This is a genomic window from Massilia pseudoviolaceinigra, from assembly GCF_030846505.1.
In the GTDB taxonomy this organism is placed as follows: Bacteria; Pseudomonadota; Gammaproteobacteria; order Burkholderiales; family Burkholderiaceae_D; genus Telluria_A; species Telluria_A violaceinigra.
The window spans coordinates 14,189-29,754 of sequence record NZ_JAVCWL010000005.1 but is presented as its reverse complement, the minus strand read 5'-3'; the positions used below and the strand labels follow the sequence as shown (position 1 = coordinate 29,754).

The 15,566-nt window shown below is 64.4% G+C and carries 14 protein-coding genes and 1 tRNA gene; 4 read left to right on the top strand and 11 right to left on the bottom strand.

The genetic code is table 11. The annotated features are described in order from the left end of the window. Window positions 1–5: 5 nt before the first annotated feature. From RBA40_RS06305 to RBA40_RS06295, 3 genes are all read right to left on the bottom strand, one after another. Window positions 6–1,091: a patatin-like phospholipase family protein gene (locus tag RBA40_RS06305; RefSeq protein WP_306646847.1), complete on the bottom strand. Its 1,086-nt coding sequence runs from the start codon at window positions 1,089–1,091 to the stop codon at window positions 6–8. An 84-nt stretch (window positions 1,092–1,175) separates the two neighbouring features. After that, complete coding sequence (locus tag RBA40_RS06300; RefSeq protein ID WP_306646845.1) at window positions 1,176–1,649, bottom strand: RES family NAD+ phosphorylase; 474 nt, start codon at window positions 1,647–1,649, stop codon at window positions 1,176–1,178. Beyond that, window positions 1,646–2,164, bottom strand: a complete 519-nt coding sequence (locus RBA40_RS06295) for an Xre family toxin-antitoxin system antitoxin (RefSeq protein WP_306646844.1) — start codon at window positions 2,162–2,164, stop codon at window positions 1,646–1,648. Before RBA40_RS06295 ends, RBA40_RS06300 begins: the two co-directional genes overlap by 4 nt. A gap of 205 nt (window positions 2,165–2,369) precedes the next feature. Between RBA40_RS06295 and RBA40_RS06290 the strand changes: the two genes are divergently transcribed. After that, entirely contained in the window at window positions 2,370–4,229 is a 1,860-nt protein-coding gene (locus RBA40_RS06290; protein ID WP_306646842.1) for a DUF3857 domain-containing transglutaminase family protein, read from the top strand. 9 nt (window positions 4,230–4,238) lie between these two features. Here the strand turns inward: RBA40_RS06290 and pth are convergent, their stop codons facing one another. From pth to RBA40_RS06255, 7 genes are all read right to left on the bottom strand, one after another. Beyond that, the gene (gene pth, locus RBA40_RS06285; protein WP_099873876.1) at window positions 4,239–4,823 is read right to left on the bottom strand and encodes an aminoacyl-tRNA hydrolase; all 585 of its coding nucleotides are present in this window, start codon (window positions 4,821–4,823) and stop codon (window positions 4,239–4,241) included. 113 nt (window positions 4,824–4,936) lie between these two features. Beyond that, entirely contained in the window at window positions 4,937–5,569 is a 633-nt protein-coding gene (locus RBA40_RS06280; RefSeq protein ID WP_099873875.1) for a 50S ribosomal protein L25/general stress protein Ctc, read from the bottom strand. Between the two features lie 202 nt (window positions 5,570–5,771). Further along, complete coding sequence (locus RBA40_RS06275; RefSeq protein WP_054265879.1) at window positions 5,772–6,722, bottom strand: ribose-phosphate pyrophosphokinase; 951 nt, start codon at window positions 6,720–6,722, stop codon at window positions 5,772–5,774. Between the two features lie 151 nt (window positions 6,723–6,873). After that, window positions 6,874–6,950 (bottom strand) — tRNA-Gln (locus RBA40_RS06270). A 64-nt stretch (window positions 6,951–7,014) separates the two neighbouring features. Continuing rightward, entirely contained in the window at window positions 7,015–7,917 is a 903-nt protein-coding gene (ispE, locus tag RBA40_RS06265; protein ID WP_306646840.1) for a 4-(cytidine 5'-diphospho)-2-C-methyl-D-erythritol kinase, read from the bottom strand. 1 nt (window position 7,918) lies between these two features. Then, window positions 7,919–8,521 carry an outer membrane lipoprotein LolB gene (locus RBA40_RS06260; RefSeq protein WP_306646838.1) on the bottom strand — a complete coding sequence of 201 codons (603 nt, stop codon included), beginning with the start codon at window positions 8,519–8,521 and terminating at the stop codon, window positions 7,919–7,921. A 43-nt stretch (window positions 8,522–8,564) separates the two neighbouring features. Further along, complete coding sequence (locus tag RBA40_RS06255) at window positions 8,565–10,406, bottom strand: tetratricopeptide repeat protein (protein ID WP_306646836.1); 1,842 nt, start codon at window positions 10,404–10,406, stop codon at window positions 8,565–8,567. A gap of 99 nt (window positions 10,407–10,505) precedes the next feature. Between RBA40_RS06255 and mutM the strand changes: the two genes are divergently transcribed. From mutM to mutY, 3 genes are read left to right on the top strand one after another with little or no spacing between them, the layout of a single operon-like run. Then, entirely contained in the window at window positions 10,506–11,339 is an 834-nt protein-coding gene (mutM, locus tag RBA40_RS06250; RefSeq protein ID WP_306646835.1) for a bifunctional DNA-formamidopyrimidine glycosylase/DNA-(apurinic or apyrimidinic site) lyase, read from the top strand. Window positions 11,340–11,389: 50 nt separating this feature from the next. Further along, window positions 11,390–13,324 carry a dynamin family protein gene (locus RBA40_RS06245; RefSeq protein ID WP_306646833.1) on the top strand — a complete coding sequence of 645 codons (1,935 nt, stop codon included), beginning with the start codon at window positions 11,390–11,392 and terminating at the stop codon, window positions 13,322–13,324. Then, a complete protein-coding gene (gene mutY / locus RBA40_RS06240; protein ID WP_306646831.1) occupies window positions 13,321–14,427 on the top strand; it encodes an A/G-specific adenine glycosylase in 1,107 nt (368 codons plus the stop codon). Before RBA40_RS06245 ends, mutY begins: the two co-directional genes overlap by 4 nt. Before the next feature lie 5 nt (window positions 14,428–14,432). Here the strand turns inward: mutY and RBA40_RS06235 are convergent, their stop codons facing one another. Next, window positions 14,433–15,566 (bottom strand): deoxyguanosinetriphosphate triphosphohydrolase, encoded by a 1,134-nt coding sequence (locus RBA40_RS06235; RefSeq protein ID WP_306646829.1) that lies wholly within the window; start codon window positions 15,564–15,566, stop codon window positions 14,433–14,435.

Genomic DNA, 15,566 nt, shown 5'->3' with positions numbered 1-15,566 from the left:
GCCTTTCAGAATGCCTGGATGCGCGACAGGTCGGGCTGGTCGACGAACGCGGCGAACTCGTCGCGCAGGCGCTGCCCCTGCCCGATCGCCTGCTGCCAGTTGCGGATGCGGGCGTCGTGGTCGAGTCCGTAGAAAGTGAAATCCTTGCGGTCGGGCAGCTTGCCACGCGGCAGGGTGCTGAGGAAATGCGGGGTCGGCGCGACCAGCAGCACGTTGTCGAGCCAGCCGCGCTGGGCGCCGCGCGCCATGCGCCGCCACGGCATCGCCTTGTCCAGCCAGCCGGGCACGATGTGCTCGCTGAAGTGCGGATACAGCACGATCTGGCCCGGCGCCAGGTTCGAGTAGGGCAGCGCCAGGTGATAGTCGATCAGGCCGCCGTCCCAGTAAGCGCCGGGCGGGGCGCCGGCAATCGTGCGCACCGGCGGCATCAGCATGGGCAGGGTGCCCGAGGCCAGCAGGGCGTCGGCCAGGTTGCTGCTGTCGAGGGTGGCGAAATGGGTGGTGAAGCTGTCGAAACCGGGCGGCATCCAGCTTGGTGCGCCGCGCGCATCGCCGACGACGACCCGTTCGGCCACCCGGCCCAGGCTGGCGCGCGAGGCCAGGTTGAGCAGTGCGGCGGCGGCAAAGCCGCTCGCTTCGGCGCGCCGGTGGGCTGGTTCCGCCAGCGCGCGCCGTCCGCGCGCCGCGATCACATGCAGGCGGTGGTGAGGGTGAGCGGTCACTTGCGCTTCGTGCCCGCCGACCAGCTCGTGCAGGAGCTTGCGGCAGACGGCGTTGATTTCCTGCGGCGACGGTTTGGCGGTGTAGCGTTGGCCGCAGTACAGCTCGCCCAAGCGGGCCAGCGCGGCCACCGGATCGGCCTGGCAGGCGGCCGCCATGCGCCAGGCGCCGATCGACGCGCCAATCAGGGCCCGCTCGCGCGGCGCTTGCGGGAACCAGTCGCCGAACAGCCATTGGTCGAGCGACTGGAAGATCAAGCCCTTGGGGCCGCCGGCGGCGGCGGGAACGACAGCGATGTCGCGCGCGCGCAAGCCGTGCTGGCGGATGTGGGCCAGCGCGTGCGGGCCGGCGTGGAAGGAAAGTGCGTGCATGCCGTGATTATGGCGACAAGACGTCCATTGCGGCAAGTCGCATGCTCACAGGAGCGAATGGCGGTGAACCAACCCGCGCGCGCATCAGGGAAAGAAGCGGGGATCGTAAATCCAGCGCTTGATCGTTGTCGCGCTGATACCGGCGGCATCCGGGTGTACGGGATTGATCAGTACATTGGACTCTTCCGGGACGATCACCGATGGAACCTGGAGCAGTGCCGCAGCGGCGGAAACGATCCAGCGCTCGCCGGCCACCCGGCTGCCAAGTCCCGCCGGTACCGCATCCCAGCCTCCCGGCAAGGGATCAAGCACCGCGCGGCCATCCCATACGTGATCGGGAATATCGACGCGCACCAGATAGCGGTTGAACGGCAAGCCGCCGCTGCGGAGATAATGCACTGTTTCGAGCGTGGCCAGTGCAATGTTGGTGGCGCAGTAAACGACAGGAGTGCCCTTGCTATTCCAGCGCCCTCCCATCATCCTGGCGCCGGTTCCGCTGAGATCGTTCGCTGAATAGCTTGCTGCCTCGACTGCGATCCGCCATAGCGACACCGTCATGCGTATACGCCACTCTGCATCATGGACAACAGCCCGGCGACCAGTTTTTGACCTTCAAACGTGTCCATGTAACTGGCGGGAGTTGCGCCGCCCAGCGCCGGCAGCGGCTGAGTTAACCAGGTAGCGAGCCAGCGCGCCGCATCAAAGCCTTCCGGGTTACCTGACTCTTCCACCATACTCTGCACCATGCCAATGAGGGTCTCGACCCCCAGCACACGTTCGGATTCATCGCTTGACAGCAATGCTCCGTCCCTTTCCTTGCGGTTGATGGCGGCGCGGGAAAGGCGAAGACTATGAATGAGTTGTTCCTTGCTCATTCCCATGCGTGAGGACAATTGGCTGATGCGAGCAGCGGGAATGCCCCCGCGAATGAGTTCGATTCGCTGTTGCGGATCGCTTCGATACGACTGCGTTATGGCAATGTCGGCCCGCTCAACTGCATCGGCAACCGGCTTCGGCTGTGCGGTGGTGGCCAAAGCCGTTGGCTTTGCGGACGGCGCCTTCATATCGGACATGGTTGCCTCCTTTAAGTCGTCAGTATAGGTTGAATGAAGCAGGCAACAAGCGCGAAACACGCTGGCCACACGCCCGGCACTTCCCAATTCGGACTGCTGCGGGCCAGCTTAATGCCGGCCACCGGGGCACGATTGCGGCAAGTCAAATCCGGAAGCATGAGCCTGCGTAACATGGGCCGCTGATGCCCCTCGTCCGGAGCCCTACATGCACACTTGCCTCGCCGCAGTATTGAGCGCCCTCTTCCTTCTTTCCAACGCCAGCGCAACCGCCACCGACGCCGATACCGGAACCGATCCCTCGATGGTGGTCGACAAATACATCCAGCACTTCGTGGTCGACACCGACGGCAGCTACCGCCTCACGGTCGACAACGTCAAAACCATCGTCCTGCCGCGCGCGGTCCAGGCGCACAGCCAGTACTACATCAGCTACAACACCAGCCTCGACGAGATCAGCGAAGTCGAAGCCTACACCATCAAGCCGGACGGCCGGCGCATCGCGGTGCCGCCGGAACAGGTCAGGGACCAGCAGGAGCCGGCCTCGGGCGACGCGCCCATGTTCCAGGATACGCGCCTGAAAATCGTCGTGTTTTCCGACGTCGCGGTGGGCGACAAGGTGGCGGTGCGCTACGTCCTCAAGCGCAAGACCGCCTTGTTCCCCGGGCATTTCGAGGATTTGTCCTCGTCCCAGTTTTACGCCAGCAAGCAGTTTCACCTGATCTACGACATGCCTTCCTCGATGCTGCTGTATGCGGACGCGGCCGGCTTCGTGCCGGTCCCGGCAAGCAGCGCATCCGGGCGCCAGGTGTATCAGTGGCAGTACGTCAGCGGGCCCAACCGGCGCATCGAGGCGGAGTCGGTCAGCTATCTCGATTACGGCAAGCGGCTGGCGGTGTCCACCTTCCCCAACTACGCCGCCTTTGCCCGCGCTTACCACGCGCGCGCGCAGGCGCAAGCCGCCGTTACCCCGGCCATCGCCGCGCTGGCGCGCGAACTGACGGCCGGTCTCGACACCGCGCGTGCGAAAGCGCTGGCCCTGTCCGAATGGGTGCGCCGCCATATCCGCTACGTGGCCGTGTACACCGGCGCCGGCGGCGTGGTGCCGCATGCGGCCGCCACGGTGCTGAACAACCGCTACGGCGACTGCAAGGACCATGCGATCCTGCTCGAAGCGCTGCTGGCGGCGGCCGGCATCGACAGCAGCGCCGCCCTGATCAACAGCGGCAATGCCTACCGCCTGCCCGATGCCCCTACCCTGGGCATCTTCAACCACGTGATCACCTACATTCCCGCGCTCGAGCTGTACCTCGATTCCACCTCGGATGCGGTCACCGCCGGCTATCTGCCGCCGGCCGCGCTCGGTAAACCAGTGTTGCTGGCCAAGACAGGCAAGCTGGCGCAGACGCCGTCCGTCCAGCCGGAGATCAACCGCACGCTGGCGCGCTTCGAGGTCGGCAAGAATGGCCGCAGCAGTTTCAAGGTGGTGCGCACGGCCGGCGGCGCAATGGCCGAGCCTTACCGCCAGGCGGTGCGCGACACGGCGCCGGCCGAACGCGCCCTGTTCGTCGAGCGCACGCTGCAAGCCTTGGGCCAGCACGGCGATGGTGCATTCGATGCCGGCCTGCTCGATGGCGCTGGCGATGAGTACCGCATGGGTTTTACCGGCGTGAGCGACAATTTCGTCGACCTGCCGGGGCCGGCCGGAGTGGCGACCAGCTTCAATTTCTGGGGTGGACTGGGCGAGTCGGTCGCCAGCATGGCGCAGGAAAAAAACCGCACGCAAGACTTTATCTGCCCCGGGATCGATGCCGCCGACGAAACCGCAATCGCGTTCGCGCCCGGGATCCGCATCATGGCGCTGCCGAAAGCGCTCGCGCTTGACGCCGCCGGCCTGTCGTACCAGGCCAGTTACACGCGCCAGGCCAACACGGTGCTGGTGCGGCGCAACGTGCGCTTCCGCCATGCCGGCATGATCTGCACGCCGGCCGACTACGTGCGCCTGCGTCCGCTGCTCGAACGCATGATGCGCGACCTCAAGAGCCAGATCATCGTCAAGGGCGGCTGAAACGCGGCGTCAGGCGGTATGCAGCTGCATGGTTGCGATATCGAACTTGCCTTCGACCGCCAGCGGCAGGATGCGCAAGCTCTTGTCGATGGCTTCCTCGATCAGGATCTGTTCTTCCTTGCGCGGCCGGTGCAGCACGAAGTCGGCCACCGGCTGCTGCGAGCCGAGCGTGCGCGGATGGCCGATACCGAGACGCAAACGCCAGTAATCCTGGGTGCCGAGCGCCGCCGTGATGTCTTTCAGGCCATTGTGCCCGCCGCTGGAACCGCCCTTCTTCATCTTGACCGCGCCGGGCGCCAGGTCGAGCTCGTCGTGCACGACCAGCACGTCGTCGGGATTGATCTTGTAAAAGCGCGCCAGGGCACCTACCGATTGCCCGGAACGGTTCATATAGGTTTGCGGTTCGAGCAAAAACACTTCGTGGCCGGCCACCGAGGTTTTCGCCACGAAGGCGTTAAAGCGCGTTTCACGCTGCAGGCGGCAACCGGGCAGGCTGTTGGCGAGGTTATCGACCAGCCAGAAACCGGCGTTGTGGCGGGTCTGTTCGTACTCGGGGCCGGGGTTGCCGAGGCCGACGATCAGGCGAATGGGCATGGTGTTCTAAATTATCAAAATGGAGTGCAAGGATAACAGACGATAAAAAACCCGCTGGGCGCAAGGCCAAGCGGGTTTTTCTCCAACACGCCGCCGCAGCGGCGCGCGAATGATTACTTCTTTTTGCCTTTGGCGGCTGGAGCAGCAGGTGCGGCTTCAGCGGTAGCGGCAGCGTCAGCCGACACGTGGCCAGCTGGAACAGCAGCGGTAGCAACGGTTGGGTTCTTGCCGTGGGTGATCGCGGTCACGCCTTTTGGCAGGACCAGGTCAGCAACGTGGATCGAGTGGCCAACATCGATGGTGGTCAGGTCGACGGTGATGAACTCTGGCAGATCGGTTGCCAGGCAGGACACTTCCAACTCTTGCAGCACGTGCGAGACGATAGCGCCGTGCAGTTTGACTGCTGGCGATACGTCGGCGTTCACGAAGTGCAGGGCGATTTTCTTGTGCAGCTTGCTGTTGGCATCGACGCGCTGGAAGTCGGCGTGCAGGACCAATTGCTTAAATGCGTGCATCTGGAAGTCGCGCAGCAGCACTGGCTGGGTCTTGCCGTCGATTTCCATGTCCAGGATCGAACCGTGGAACGCTTCTTTTTTCAGTGCGTGGTACAGAGCGTTGCCGTCCAGTTGGATCATGACCGGGGCTTCAGCGCCACCGTAGATGATACCTGGGGTTTGACCAGCGATACGCAGGCGGCGGCTCGCTCCGGACCCCTGCAGATTGCGATTGAATGCGATAACTTTCATGTGAAACTCCAAAAAGTGCGGGGCTTGATCGCCCTGCGGTGTGAGCGCCCCCGCGACCAGGGGTACTCGAAAACGGCCACGCTAGCGTGTCCGGAAAAATTGGTACTGAAATAAACTTCAGGGTGGCAGGGCCAGGAACGCTCGGTTCCCGCCTTGCCACCCTGCGAATCGGGTATTTCTGGCGACTGGATCAGTCGCTTATTTAGTCGATGAACAGCGACATCACCGAGTCGCCCTTGCTGATGCGCTTGAACGTTTCAGCGAGCAGCGGTGCGCAGGTCAGCTGGCGGATCTTGTCGCACGCCAGGCCGGCGGCCGACAGGGGAATCGTGTCGGTGACAACCAGTTCATCGAGCGGCGACGCCGAAATGCGGTCGATCGCGGGCCCGGACAGCACCGGGTGCGTGCAATACGCCACCACTTTCTTGGCGCCGCGCTCTTTCAACACTTCGGCGGCCTTGGTCAGGGTGCCGGCGGTGTCGACCATGTCATCCATGATGACGCAGTTACGGCCTTCAACTTCACCGATGATGTTCATCACTTCCGACACGTTCGCCTTCGGGCGGCGCTTGTCGATGATGGCCAGGTCGCAGCCGAGGCGTTTTGCCAGGGCGCGCGCGCGCACCACGCCGCCGACGTCCGGCGAAACGACCAGCAGGTCGTCGTAATTGCGTTTTTGCAGGTCGCCCAGCAGAATCGGGGACGCGTAGATATTGTCAACCGGGATATCGAAGAATCCCTGGATCTGGTCGGCGTGCAGATCCATGATCAGGACGCGCTCGACGCCGGCTTTTTCCAGCATGTTGGCCACGACCTTGGCCGAGATGGCCACGCGCGCCGAACGCGGACGGCGGTCCTGGCGGGCATAACCAAAATAAGGGATCGCTGCGGTGATGCGGCCCGCGGACGCGCGCTTGAGAGCGTCGACCATCAGGATGATTTCCATCAGGCTGTCGTTGGTCGGTGCGCAGGTCGATTGCAGGACAAAAACGTCTTTACCGCGGACATTCTCGTTAATTTCGACCATGACTTCGCCATCCGAGAACTTGGAGACGACAGCTTTGCCGAGAGGGATGCCCAGATTCTTTGCGACTCCTTCTGCCAGCGCAGGGTTAGCGTTGCCGGTAAAAACCATCAGGTTTTCGTAAGCCATGGGAGTCCCAAGAGGTAAGCGTTGATTTCTTTGAATGTCGCCGGACAGAACCGGCCGGCTGACGCTAAGCTAACAAGTGACTCGCGAGAGCGAGGCCACCGAGTCCGCCTGCTGGACGCTGACTTCGCATCGACAGACCAGGCAAAACGAATGGCAGGGGAACAAGGATTCGAACCTTGGTATGCTGGAATCAAAATCCAGTGCCTTAACCAGCTTGGCGATTCCCCTACGCAACTGACTGCTTGTCGTCACACTTGACATTTTATCGTCAAACACAACGCCAGGCCAAATTCTATTCTATAACCGCACTAACTTGCAACACCGTGTTGAGAGGATGATGCATCAGCGCTTTTGCTTTCCATGCGGTCCAGATGCCGGGCACTTGTTGAAGTACCGTGTCAGCTTCCATTTCGCTGGAAAACGCGCAAAACACACACGCTCCAGAGCCAGTCATCCTGGCGTCACCGTGAGCCGAGAGCCAGTCGATCGCCTGTGCTACCGGCGGGAACAAACTCACTGCCACTGCTTGCAAATCATTTCTTCCGAACCCCGTCGAATCTGTTCGATTCATGGTGTGTCTGGAAAAGTCCGTTATTCTGACGGGTTTCGTGTCCCTTGTCAAATGCTCTGAGCAAAATATTGCTGCGGTGGGTACCGCGACCCCTGGTTCGATGACGACATACCAGCAATCGGGGGCCTGCACCGGCAGCAAAGCCTCGCCCACGCCTTCGGCAAAGGCGGTCTGGCCGAAGATGAAAAACGGAATGTCGGCGCCCAGCGGCAGGGCCAGCGCCATCAGCTCCTCGCGCGTCAGGCCCGTCTCCCACAAGGCGTTGGCGACCATCAGCGCGGTGGCCGCGTCCGAGGAGCCGCCACCGAGCCCGCCACCCATCGGCAGGCGCTTGTCGATGGCCACGTCGATGCCGGGCGGCAGATGGCCGTGGCGGCGCAAGTAGGCCGCTTGCAGCAGCAGCAGCGCGCGCACGATCAGGTCGCCCTGCTCCGGCACGCCCGGCACGTCGGTGGTGCGCACGATGCGCTCGTCGGCGCGCAGGTCGAAGTGCAGCAGGTCGCCATGGTCGACCATCTGGAACACGGTTTGCAGCAGGTGGTAGCCGTCGGCGCGGCGCCCGTTCACGTGCAGGAAAAGATTGAGCTTGGCCGGGGCCGGGCAGTCATGCAGGGAGGTGCGCATATCAGCCCTGCGGGTCGATCACGATGCGGATTTCCATCGCTTCCACGGTGGCGCTGGCGACGCGGGCGACGTCGATGCGCTTGGGCACCGGCTTGGCCGCGTCCGGATCTTGCCAGCTCACGAAGGTCAGGCGCCAGCCATCGGCGGTGGTGACCGTGTTGGCGGCGGGCGAGGCGGCAAAGCGCTGGCCGTCGGCGCCGGTGGCGTAACCCTGCAGCCAGTCGCGCAAGCCCGACACGGGCAGCGACCAGCCCAGCGTTTGCGCGGTCAGGGTGTCGATGTCGCGCGCCACGCGCGGGGCGCGGTCGCCCTGGACCAGGGTGGCAGAATCGGGCGTGACGCTGATGGTGGCGATGGTCTGGCCGAGCGGCGAAGCGAGGCTGACGTTGACCGCGGCGGGAGTCTGGTTCCAGGCGAACTTGCCGGTCAGGGTCTCGGTCTGGCCATCTTTTTGGTAGTTCACGGTCAGGCGGCCGTTCAGCTCGATGGCTTCGCGGTAGGCTGCCACGCTGGCCTTGGACAGGTTGGTCGGCGCGGTGACGCAGGCCGACAGCAGCGCGGCGCACGCCAGGGCAAGGAAGCGGGTTTTAGATCTGAGCATCATGGCAATCCGACGGCGTAAAGGAGATGCGCGGCATTATGACCCATCACAGCTTGAGCTGCAGGCGCGCGAGCGTGCTCTTGAGCGTGTCGTTCTTGGGGTCCTTGGCACGCGCTTCGCGCCACAGCTGCTGGGCGTCGGATTTCTGGCCCTTGTGCCACAGCACTTCGCCCAGGTGCACGGCGATTTCGGGATCGTTGCGCAAGGCGTAGGCGCGGCGCAGATGCGCCTCGGCTTCGTTCAGGTTGCCCAGGCGGTACTGGACCCAGCCCATGCTGTCCATGATGAAGGGGTCGGACGGGGCCATTTTGAGGGCCTTGTCGATCAGCGCCAGCGCTTCGTCCAGGCGCACATTGCGCTCGGCCAGCGAGTAGCCCAGCGCGTTATAGGCGTGGTGGTTGTCGGGCGCCTGCTCCATCACCATGCGCAGGTTTTTTTCCATCACGTCGACGCGGCCGAGTTTTTCGGCCAGCAGCGCGAAGTCGTACAGCAGGTCGGGGTTGGAGGGAAAGCGCGCCGCGCCCTGCTCCATCACCGCGTAAGCCTCGTCGATCTTGCCGGCGTCGCGCAGCACCTGGCTTTGCACCAGCACCACTTGCACCTGCTGGGCAGGCTCCTCGGCCTTGAGGGCGCCGAGGAAGGCGCGTGCGCCATCCAGATCGCCCTGCTTGCCCATCAGCTGGGCGCTGCGCAACTGCGCCGAGAACCAGGCCGGCGCGTCTTCCGGTTCGATTTTTCCCAGCCATGCGCGGGCGGCGGCAAGGTCGCCGCGATCTTCGGCCAGCTGCGAGAGCATGATCAGCACCTTGGCCGGATCGCGCTCGTCGCCCGGATTCTTGTCGAGCGCCGTGATGAAACCGGCCAGGTAGGTTTCGGCCGCGGCCGGGTCGGACAGCTGCATCGACAGGATGCCGAGGGCGTACAGGGTGCCCGGATTGTCCGGCTGCTCCTTGAGCAGGGCAAGAAACTCCTTGCGCGCCGGCTCGTACTGCTTTTGCGTGACGAGGATGCGGGCCAGGGCCGCGCGCACTTCGCGCGCCCCGGGATTGGCGGCGAGGAACTTGGCCAGCAAGGAACCGACGTCGCCCTGCTCGCCGCTGACCTGGGCCAGGGTCAGCACGGCGATTTCGGAATCGGGCTTGATGCGCAGCGCTTCCTGCGCATGGGCCAGCGCTTCGTCGCTGGCGCCGCGCGCATAGGCCGACTGCGCCAGCACCACGCGCGCCTCGCTCATCGCGATGTAAGGCGCCAGCAGGCGCTCGAGCAGCGCGCCGGCGGCGGCCTTGTCCTTGGCGCGGGTGAGCAGCTGCTGGATCTGGTACATGGCCATGCCACGGTTGGCGGGCGCGGCATCGCGCAGGCGCGCCGCGAACAGCTCGCCCGCCTCGCCCAGGTCGTCGGCCATGACGGAGGCGGCGATGTAGTACTGGCCGGCTTCGTCGGATTCGGGCGCCAGTTCGCGCCACAGGCGGATCGCGGCCAGCGCTTCGCTGCCCTTCTGGGCCGCCTGCGCCATTTCGGCGGCGCGCTGGGCCAGGCGCGGGTCGCGCGTCTGCTGGGCCAGGGCCATCAGGGTCATGTACGGGCCCTGCCAGGTGCCGCCGCGAAATTCCAGCTCGGCCTTCATCAGCTTGTAGAGCATTTCCTTGGTCAGTGCCACGTGCGGCAGCTTCAGGTCCGGCGATGGCTCGTCCGGCGCGGACGCGCGTTCGCCTTCGGCGAGGACCTCGGCAGCCGGCGGCAGGGGTTCGGCCGTGGCGGCGGGCGCGGGGGCGTCCGCCTGGGCATCGGCCGCGCTGCCGGCCAGGGCGGGAGCGTGAGGCGTTGGCGCCACGGCGCACGCCGAGAGCAGTCCGGACAGGGTTACAATGACGAAAGCGTTTTTCAAGGTGGTTCCAGAATGACAGCGATGATTTCCGATTCTACGCCCAACGCCCGCTTCGCGTACGGGGCCGCACCGCCACTAACATAAATTTTCCTGTCCGACATGCCTGAATTGCCCGAAGTCGAAGTCACCCGCCGCGGCGTCGCGCCCCATATCGATGGCCGCATCGTCGATAGCGTCTTGACGCGCCGGGAGGGACTGCGCTGGCCGTTTCCGCCGGGTTTGTCCGATTTGCTGGCCGGACAGCGCATCCTGCACACGGGACGGCGCGGCAAATACTTGCTCATCGCCTTCGATCATGGCACCCTGATCATCCATCTGGGCATGTCCGGCCACCTGCGCGTGCTGCCGCCGGACACCGAGGTGAAAAAACACGACCATTTCGACCTCGTGGTCGAGGGCGACGCGGGGCGCCAGGTGCTGCGCATGAACGATCCGCGCCGCTTCGGCGCCGTGCTGTGGCACCCCGGCGATGATGGCGAACTCGACCAGCACATCCTGCTGCGCGGCCTCGGCGTCGAGCCGCTGGAAGCCGGTTTTTCGGGCGAATTGCTGTACCGCGAAACGCGCAGGCGCTCGGCGCCGATCAAGCAGGTGCTGCTGGCGGGCGACATTGTGGTGGGCGTGGGCAATATCTACGCTTGCGAGAGCCTGTTTCGGGCAGGAATTAACCCGAAAACGCCAGCCGCGCGCATCGGCCGGGAACGCTACAACAGGCTGGCCGAGGCGATCCGCCTTATCCTGTCTGAGGCTATTGTGCAAGGGGGCAGCACTTTACGTGACTTTATTGCTGTAAATGGCCAATCGGGCTATTTCCAACAGACATATTTCGTCTATGATCGTGCTGGAGTGCCTTGCCGCAACTGTGGGGCAGAGATTCGTCAGATCAAGCAGGGACAGCGGTCGACTTTTTATTGTGTAAATTGTCAAAAATGACAATCGAGCAGGATTCGCAAGAACCTGTACGCGAGGGCAACGTGAGCATAATGGTGCAAGATTTTGAGCAGTACAGCGCATGGCGTCAGGACGTGGCCATGGCGCTGGAGAAGTATCAGATGTGGGTCAACGCGGCCGAACTGGCCGACGCGGCAACCGAGCAGCGCATTGCGCGCGCGCTGGCGCGCCTGGCCGATGACCGGCTGTCGGTGGCGTTCGTGGCGGAATTTTCGCGCGGCAAATCCGAACTGATCAACGCGATTTTCTTTGCCGATTACGGCCAGCGCATCCTGCCGTCCGCGGCCGGACGCACCACCATGTGCCCGACCGAGCTGATGTACGACCCGGCCTTCCCGCCGTGCATCCGCCTGCTGCCGATCGAAACGCGCGCCAGCAACCTGTCGACCAGCGACTACCGCGACGACCCCGCCGCCTGGACCGTGCTGCCGCTCTCGCTCGACGCCGGCGAGGAAATGCACGAGACCTTCAAGCAGGTCAGCATGACCAAGCACGTCAAGGTCGAGGAAGCGAAGCGCTACGGCCTGTTCGACGAGACCGATCCGGACGTCGCCGCCACGCTCGACGACAACGGCGAGATCGAAATTTCGCTGTGGCGCCACGCCATCATCAACTTCCCTCACCCGCTGCTCAAGCAAGGCCTGGTCATTCTCGACACGCCTGGCCTGAACGCGATCGGCACCGAGCCGGAACTGACCCTGAACCTGATCCCGAACGCGCACGCGGTGCTGTTCATCCTGGCCGCCGAAACGGGCGTGACCAAGAGCGACATCGAAGTCTGGCGCACGCACATCGGCGCCGGCGCCGGGCGCATCGTGGTCATGAACAAGATCGACGCGATGTGGGATGAACTCAAGACCGAGGCGGAAAACGACGCCGAGATCGAACGCCAGCAAACCACCGTGGCCCACATGCTGGCCCTCGAACCACGCCAGGTGTTCCCGGTGTCGGCGCAAAAGGCGCTGGTGGGCAAGATCAACGGCGACATGGCGCTGCTCGAGAAAAGCCGCCTGGGCGCGCTCGAAGCGGCCCTGTTCAACGAACTCATTCCGGCCAAGCAGGACATCATCCGCAAGCAGCTCTCGGACGACCTGAACGCCGTGGTCAGCATCCAGCAGGCGACCATCGGCGCGCGCATCCGCGACATCGTCGAGCAGCTGCAGGAACTGAAAAGCCTGCGCGGAAAAAACCAGGGCGTGATCGCGCACATGATGCGCCGCGTCGAAGTCGAGAAGAAGGAATTCGACGGCAGCCTGTTCAAGCTGCAGGGCACGCGCGCCGTGTTCGCGCGTCTGTCCACGGAGCTGTACACCACGCTCGGCATGGACATCGTGCACAAGGAAATCGCCGCCGTGCGCGAAGCGATGGCGGCATCGCGCTTCGTCACCACCGGCATTCGCGGCCCGGTCAAGCACTTCTTCGACCAGGCGCGCGCCAATCTCGAGGTCTCGAACGGCAAGATCGCCGAGATCAGCGAGATGATGGAAATGATGTACCGTAAATTCGCCGCCGAACATGGCCTGAGCCTTGCGGTGCCGATGACGCTCTCGCTCGACAAATACCGCAAGGAAGTCGACGCCATCGAAGAGGTCTACGTCAAGCAGTTCGGCACCACGACCTTGCTCATCACCAGCCGCGATGCCGTGATCGAGCGCTTTTTCGACTCGATCGCTTCGCGCGTGCGGCGCAGCTACCGCGCGGCCAACGCCGACGTCGAAGCGTGGCTGAAGGTGATCATGTCGCCGCTCGAAGCGCAGATCCGCCAGCACAAGGACCAGCTCAAGCACCGCCTGGCGTCGATCCAGCGCATCCACGATGCGACCGACAGCCTGGAAACGAAGATCGAATCGTTCGAGGCGAGCCAGTTCGCGCTGGAGAAGGTCAAGGGGCGTCTGAACGATTTGGCCGGCAACGTCGAATCAGCCATGCAGCGCACCACGGCGGCGGCACTCGAAGCGGCGGCGTGAAAAGACTGACCGAGTTCGGGCAGCTGGAAGACCCTTCGTTTTCCGCTGCCGTCATCAACTGGCAGAAGTCGCACGGGCGCCACGCCCTGCCGTGGCAGAACACGCGCGACGCTTACCGCATCTGGCTGTCCGAAATCATGCTGCAGCAAACGCAGGTGGCCGCGGTGCTGGCCTACTACGCGCGCTTCCTGGAGCGCTTTCCTACCCTGCGCGACCTGGCGGCGGCACCATCGGAAGATGTGATGGCGCAGTGGAGCGGCCTTGGCTACTACACGCGCGCGCGCAACCTGCACGCCTGCGCCAAGCGCGTGGTCGAGGAATACGGCGGCGTGTTCCCGAGCGATCCGGCCCTGCTGGCCGATTTGCCCGGCATCGGACGCTCGACGGCGGCCGCCATTTCGGCGTTTTCGAGCGGCACGCGCGCCGCCATCCTGGACGGTAACGTCAAGCGCGTGTTCGCACGCGTGTTCGGCATCGATGAATTCCCCGGCGTGAAGGCGGTCGAAGATGGCTTGTGGCGGCGCGCCGAAGCGCTGCTGCCGCTTGAAGGCATCGAATCGGGCATCGAATCCTATACGCAGGGCTTGATGGACCTGGGCGCGACGCTGTGCACGCGCAGCAAGCCCGATTGCCCGCGCTGCCCGCTGCAGGAGCGCTGCGTGGCCCACGCCACCGGACGCACCGCCGAACTGCCGGTGCGCAAACCGAAAAAGACCATTCCCGAGAAACAGGCTGCCGTGCTGGTGGTGACCGAGGGCGGCCAGGTGCTGCTCGAACAGCGCGCGCAGAGCGGCATCTGGGGCGGGCTGATGTCGCTGCCGGAAGTCGATGGCCATGCCGTGCGCGGCGCGCTCGCCATCGACGCGGTGGCGCCGCTGGCGGGCGCCTTCGGTACGGTGGAAGAGATATCGGCGCTGCTGCCGCTGGTGCACGTGTTCACGCACTATCGCCTGCACATCGCGCCGTTCCAGGTATCGCTGTCGCGGCGCGCGCCACTGGCGGCGCCGTATCTGTGGTGGGACCTGGCACGCATCGACAGCGCACCGCTGCCGGCGCCGGTCAAGAAGCTGCTGCTGGACCTGACCGCGCCTTCCCTGTTCTAATCCAATTAAAGATCATCGAGCGAGAAGATGCGCCGGTGTTCGCGGATCGCGTAGCGGTCCGTCATGCCGGCGATGTAGTCGGCGATCTTGCGCGCCTGACGCGTGACGTCACCGCCGAGCTGGTAATCGGGCGGCAGCAGCACCGGTTCGGCCATGAAGGCGTCGAACAGCTCGCGCACGATGCGGCTCGCTTTCACGCGCATCCGGTTCACCTTGAAGTGGCGATACAGGTTGGCGCGCAAAAAGCGCTTCAGTTCCGTCGCATCCTTGCGCATCGGGTCGGAAAAGCGGATCAGCGGCCCGCTGGTGCGCACCGCGTCCACGTCCGCCGGCGCCGCTTCGGCCAGCAGCACGCTGGACGTTTCGATCAGGTCGTCGGCCAGCACCGTGATCAGGCGGCGCAAGGTTTCGTAAATGGCGCGCCGGCCCGACAGGCCCGGATAGGTCTTCTGCACATCGTGCCAGCGGCGCGCGAAAAAATCGACTTCCTCCAGCTGCGCAATGGTGATCAGTCCTGAACGCAGGCCATCGTCGATATCGTGGCTGTTATACGCAATTTCGTCGGCCAGGTTGGTCAGCTGCGCTTCCAGCGAGGGCTGGGTGCGGTCGATGAAGCGCTGCGCCACGGGACCGAGCAGCTTGGCGTTGGCCAGCGAGCAGTGCTTGAGGATGCCCTCGCGCGTATCGAACATCAGGTTCAGGCCATCGAAGGCGCCGTAGTGCTCTTCGAGTTCGTCGACCACGCGCAGGCTTTGCAGATTGTGCTCGAAGCCGCCGTGGTCCTGCATGCACTCGTTGAGCACATCCTGGCCCACGTGGCCGAACGGCGTATGGCCCAGGTCGTGCGCCAGCGCGAGCGCTTCGACCAGATCTTCGTTCAGGCGCAGGTTGCGCGCCATCGAGCGCCCGACCTGGGCCACTTCGAGGCTGTGGGTGAGGCGCGTGCGGAACATGTCGCCCTCGTGATTGAGGAAGACCTGGGTCTTGTATTCGAGGCGGCGGAAGGCCGAGCAGTGGATGATGCGGTCGCGGTCGCGCTGGAACTGGCTGCGCGACGCGTGCGACGTTTCGGCATGGCGCCGGCCGCGCGCCGTCTCCGAGTGCACGGCGTACGGGGCGAGGTGGGCTTCGGGATGCAT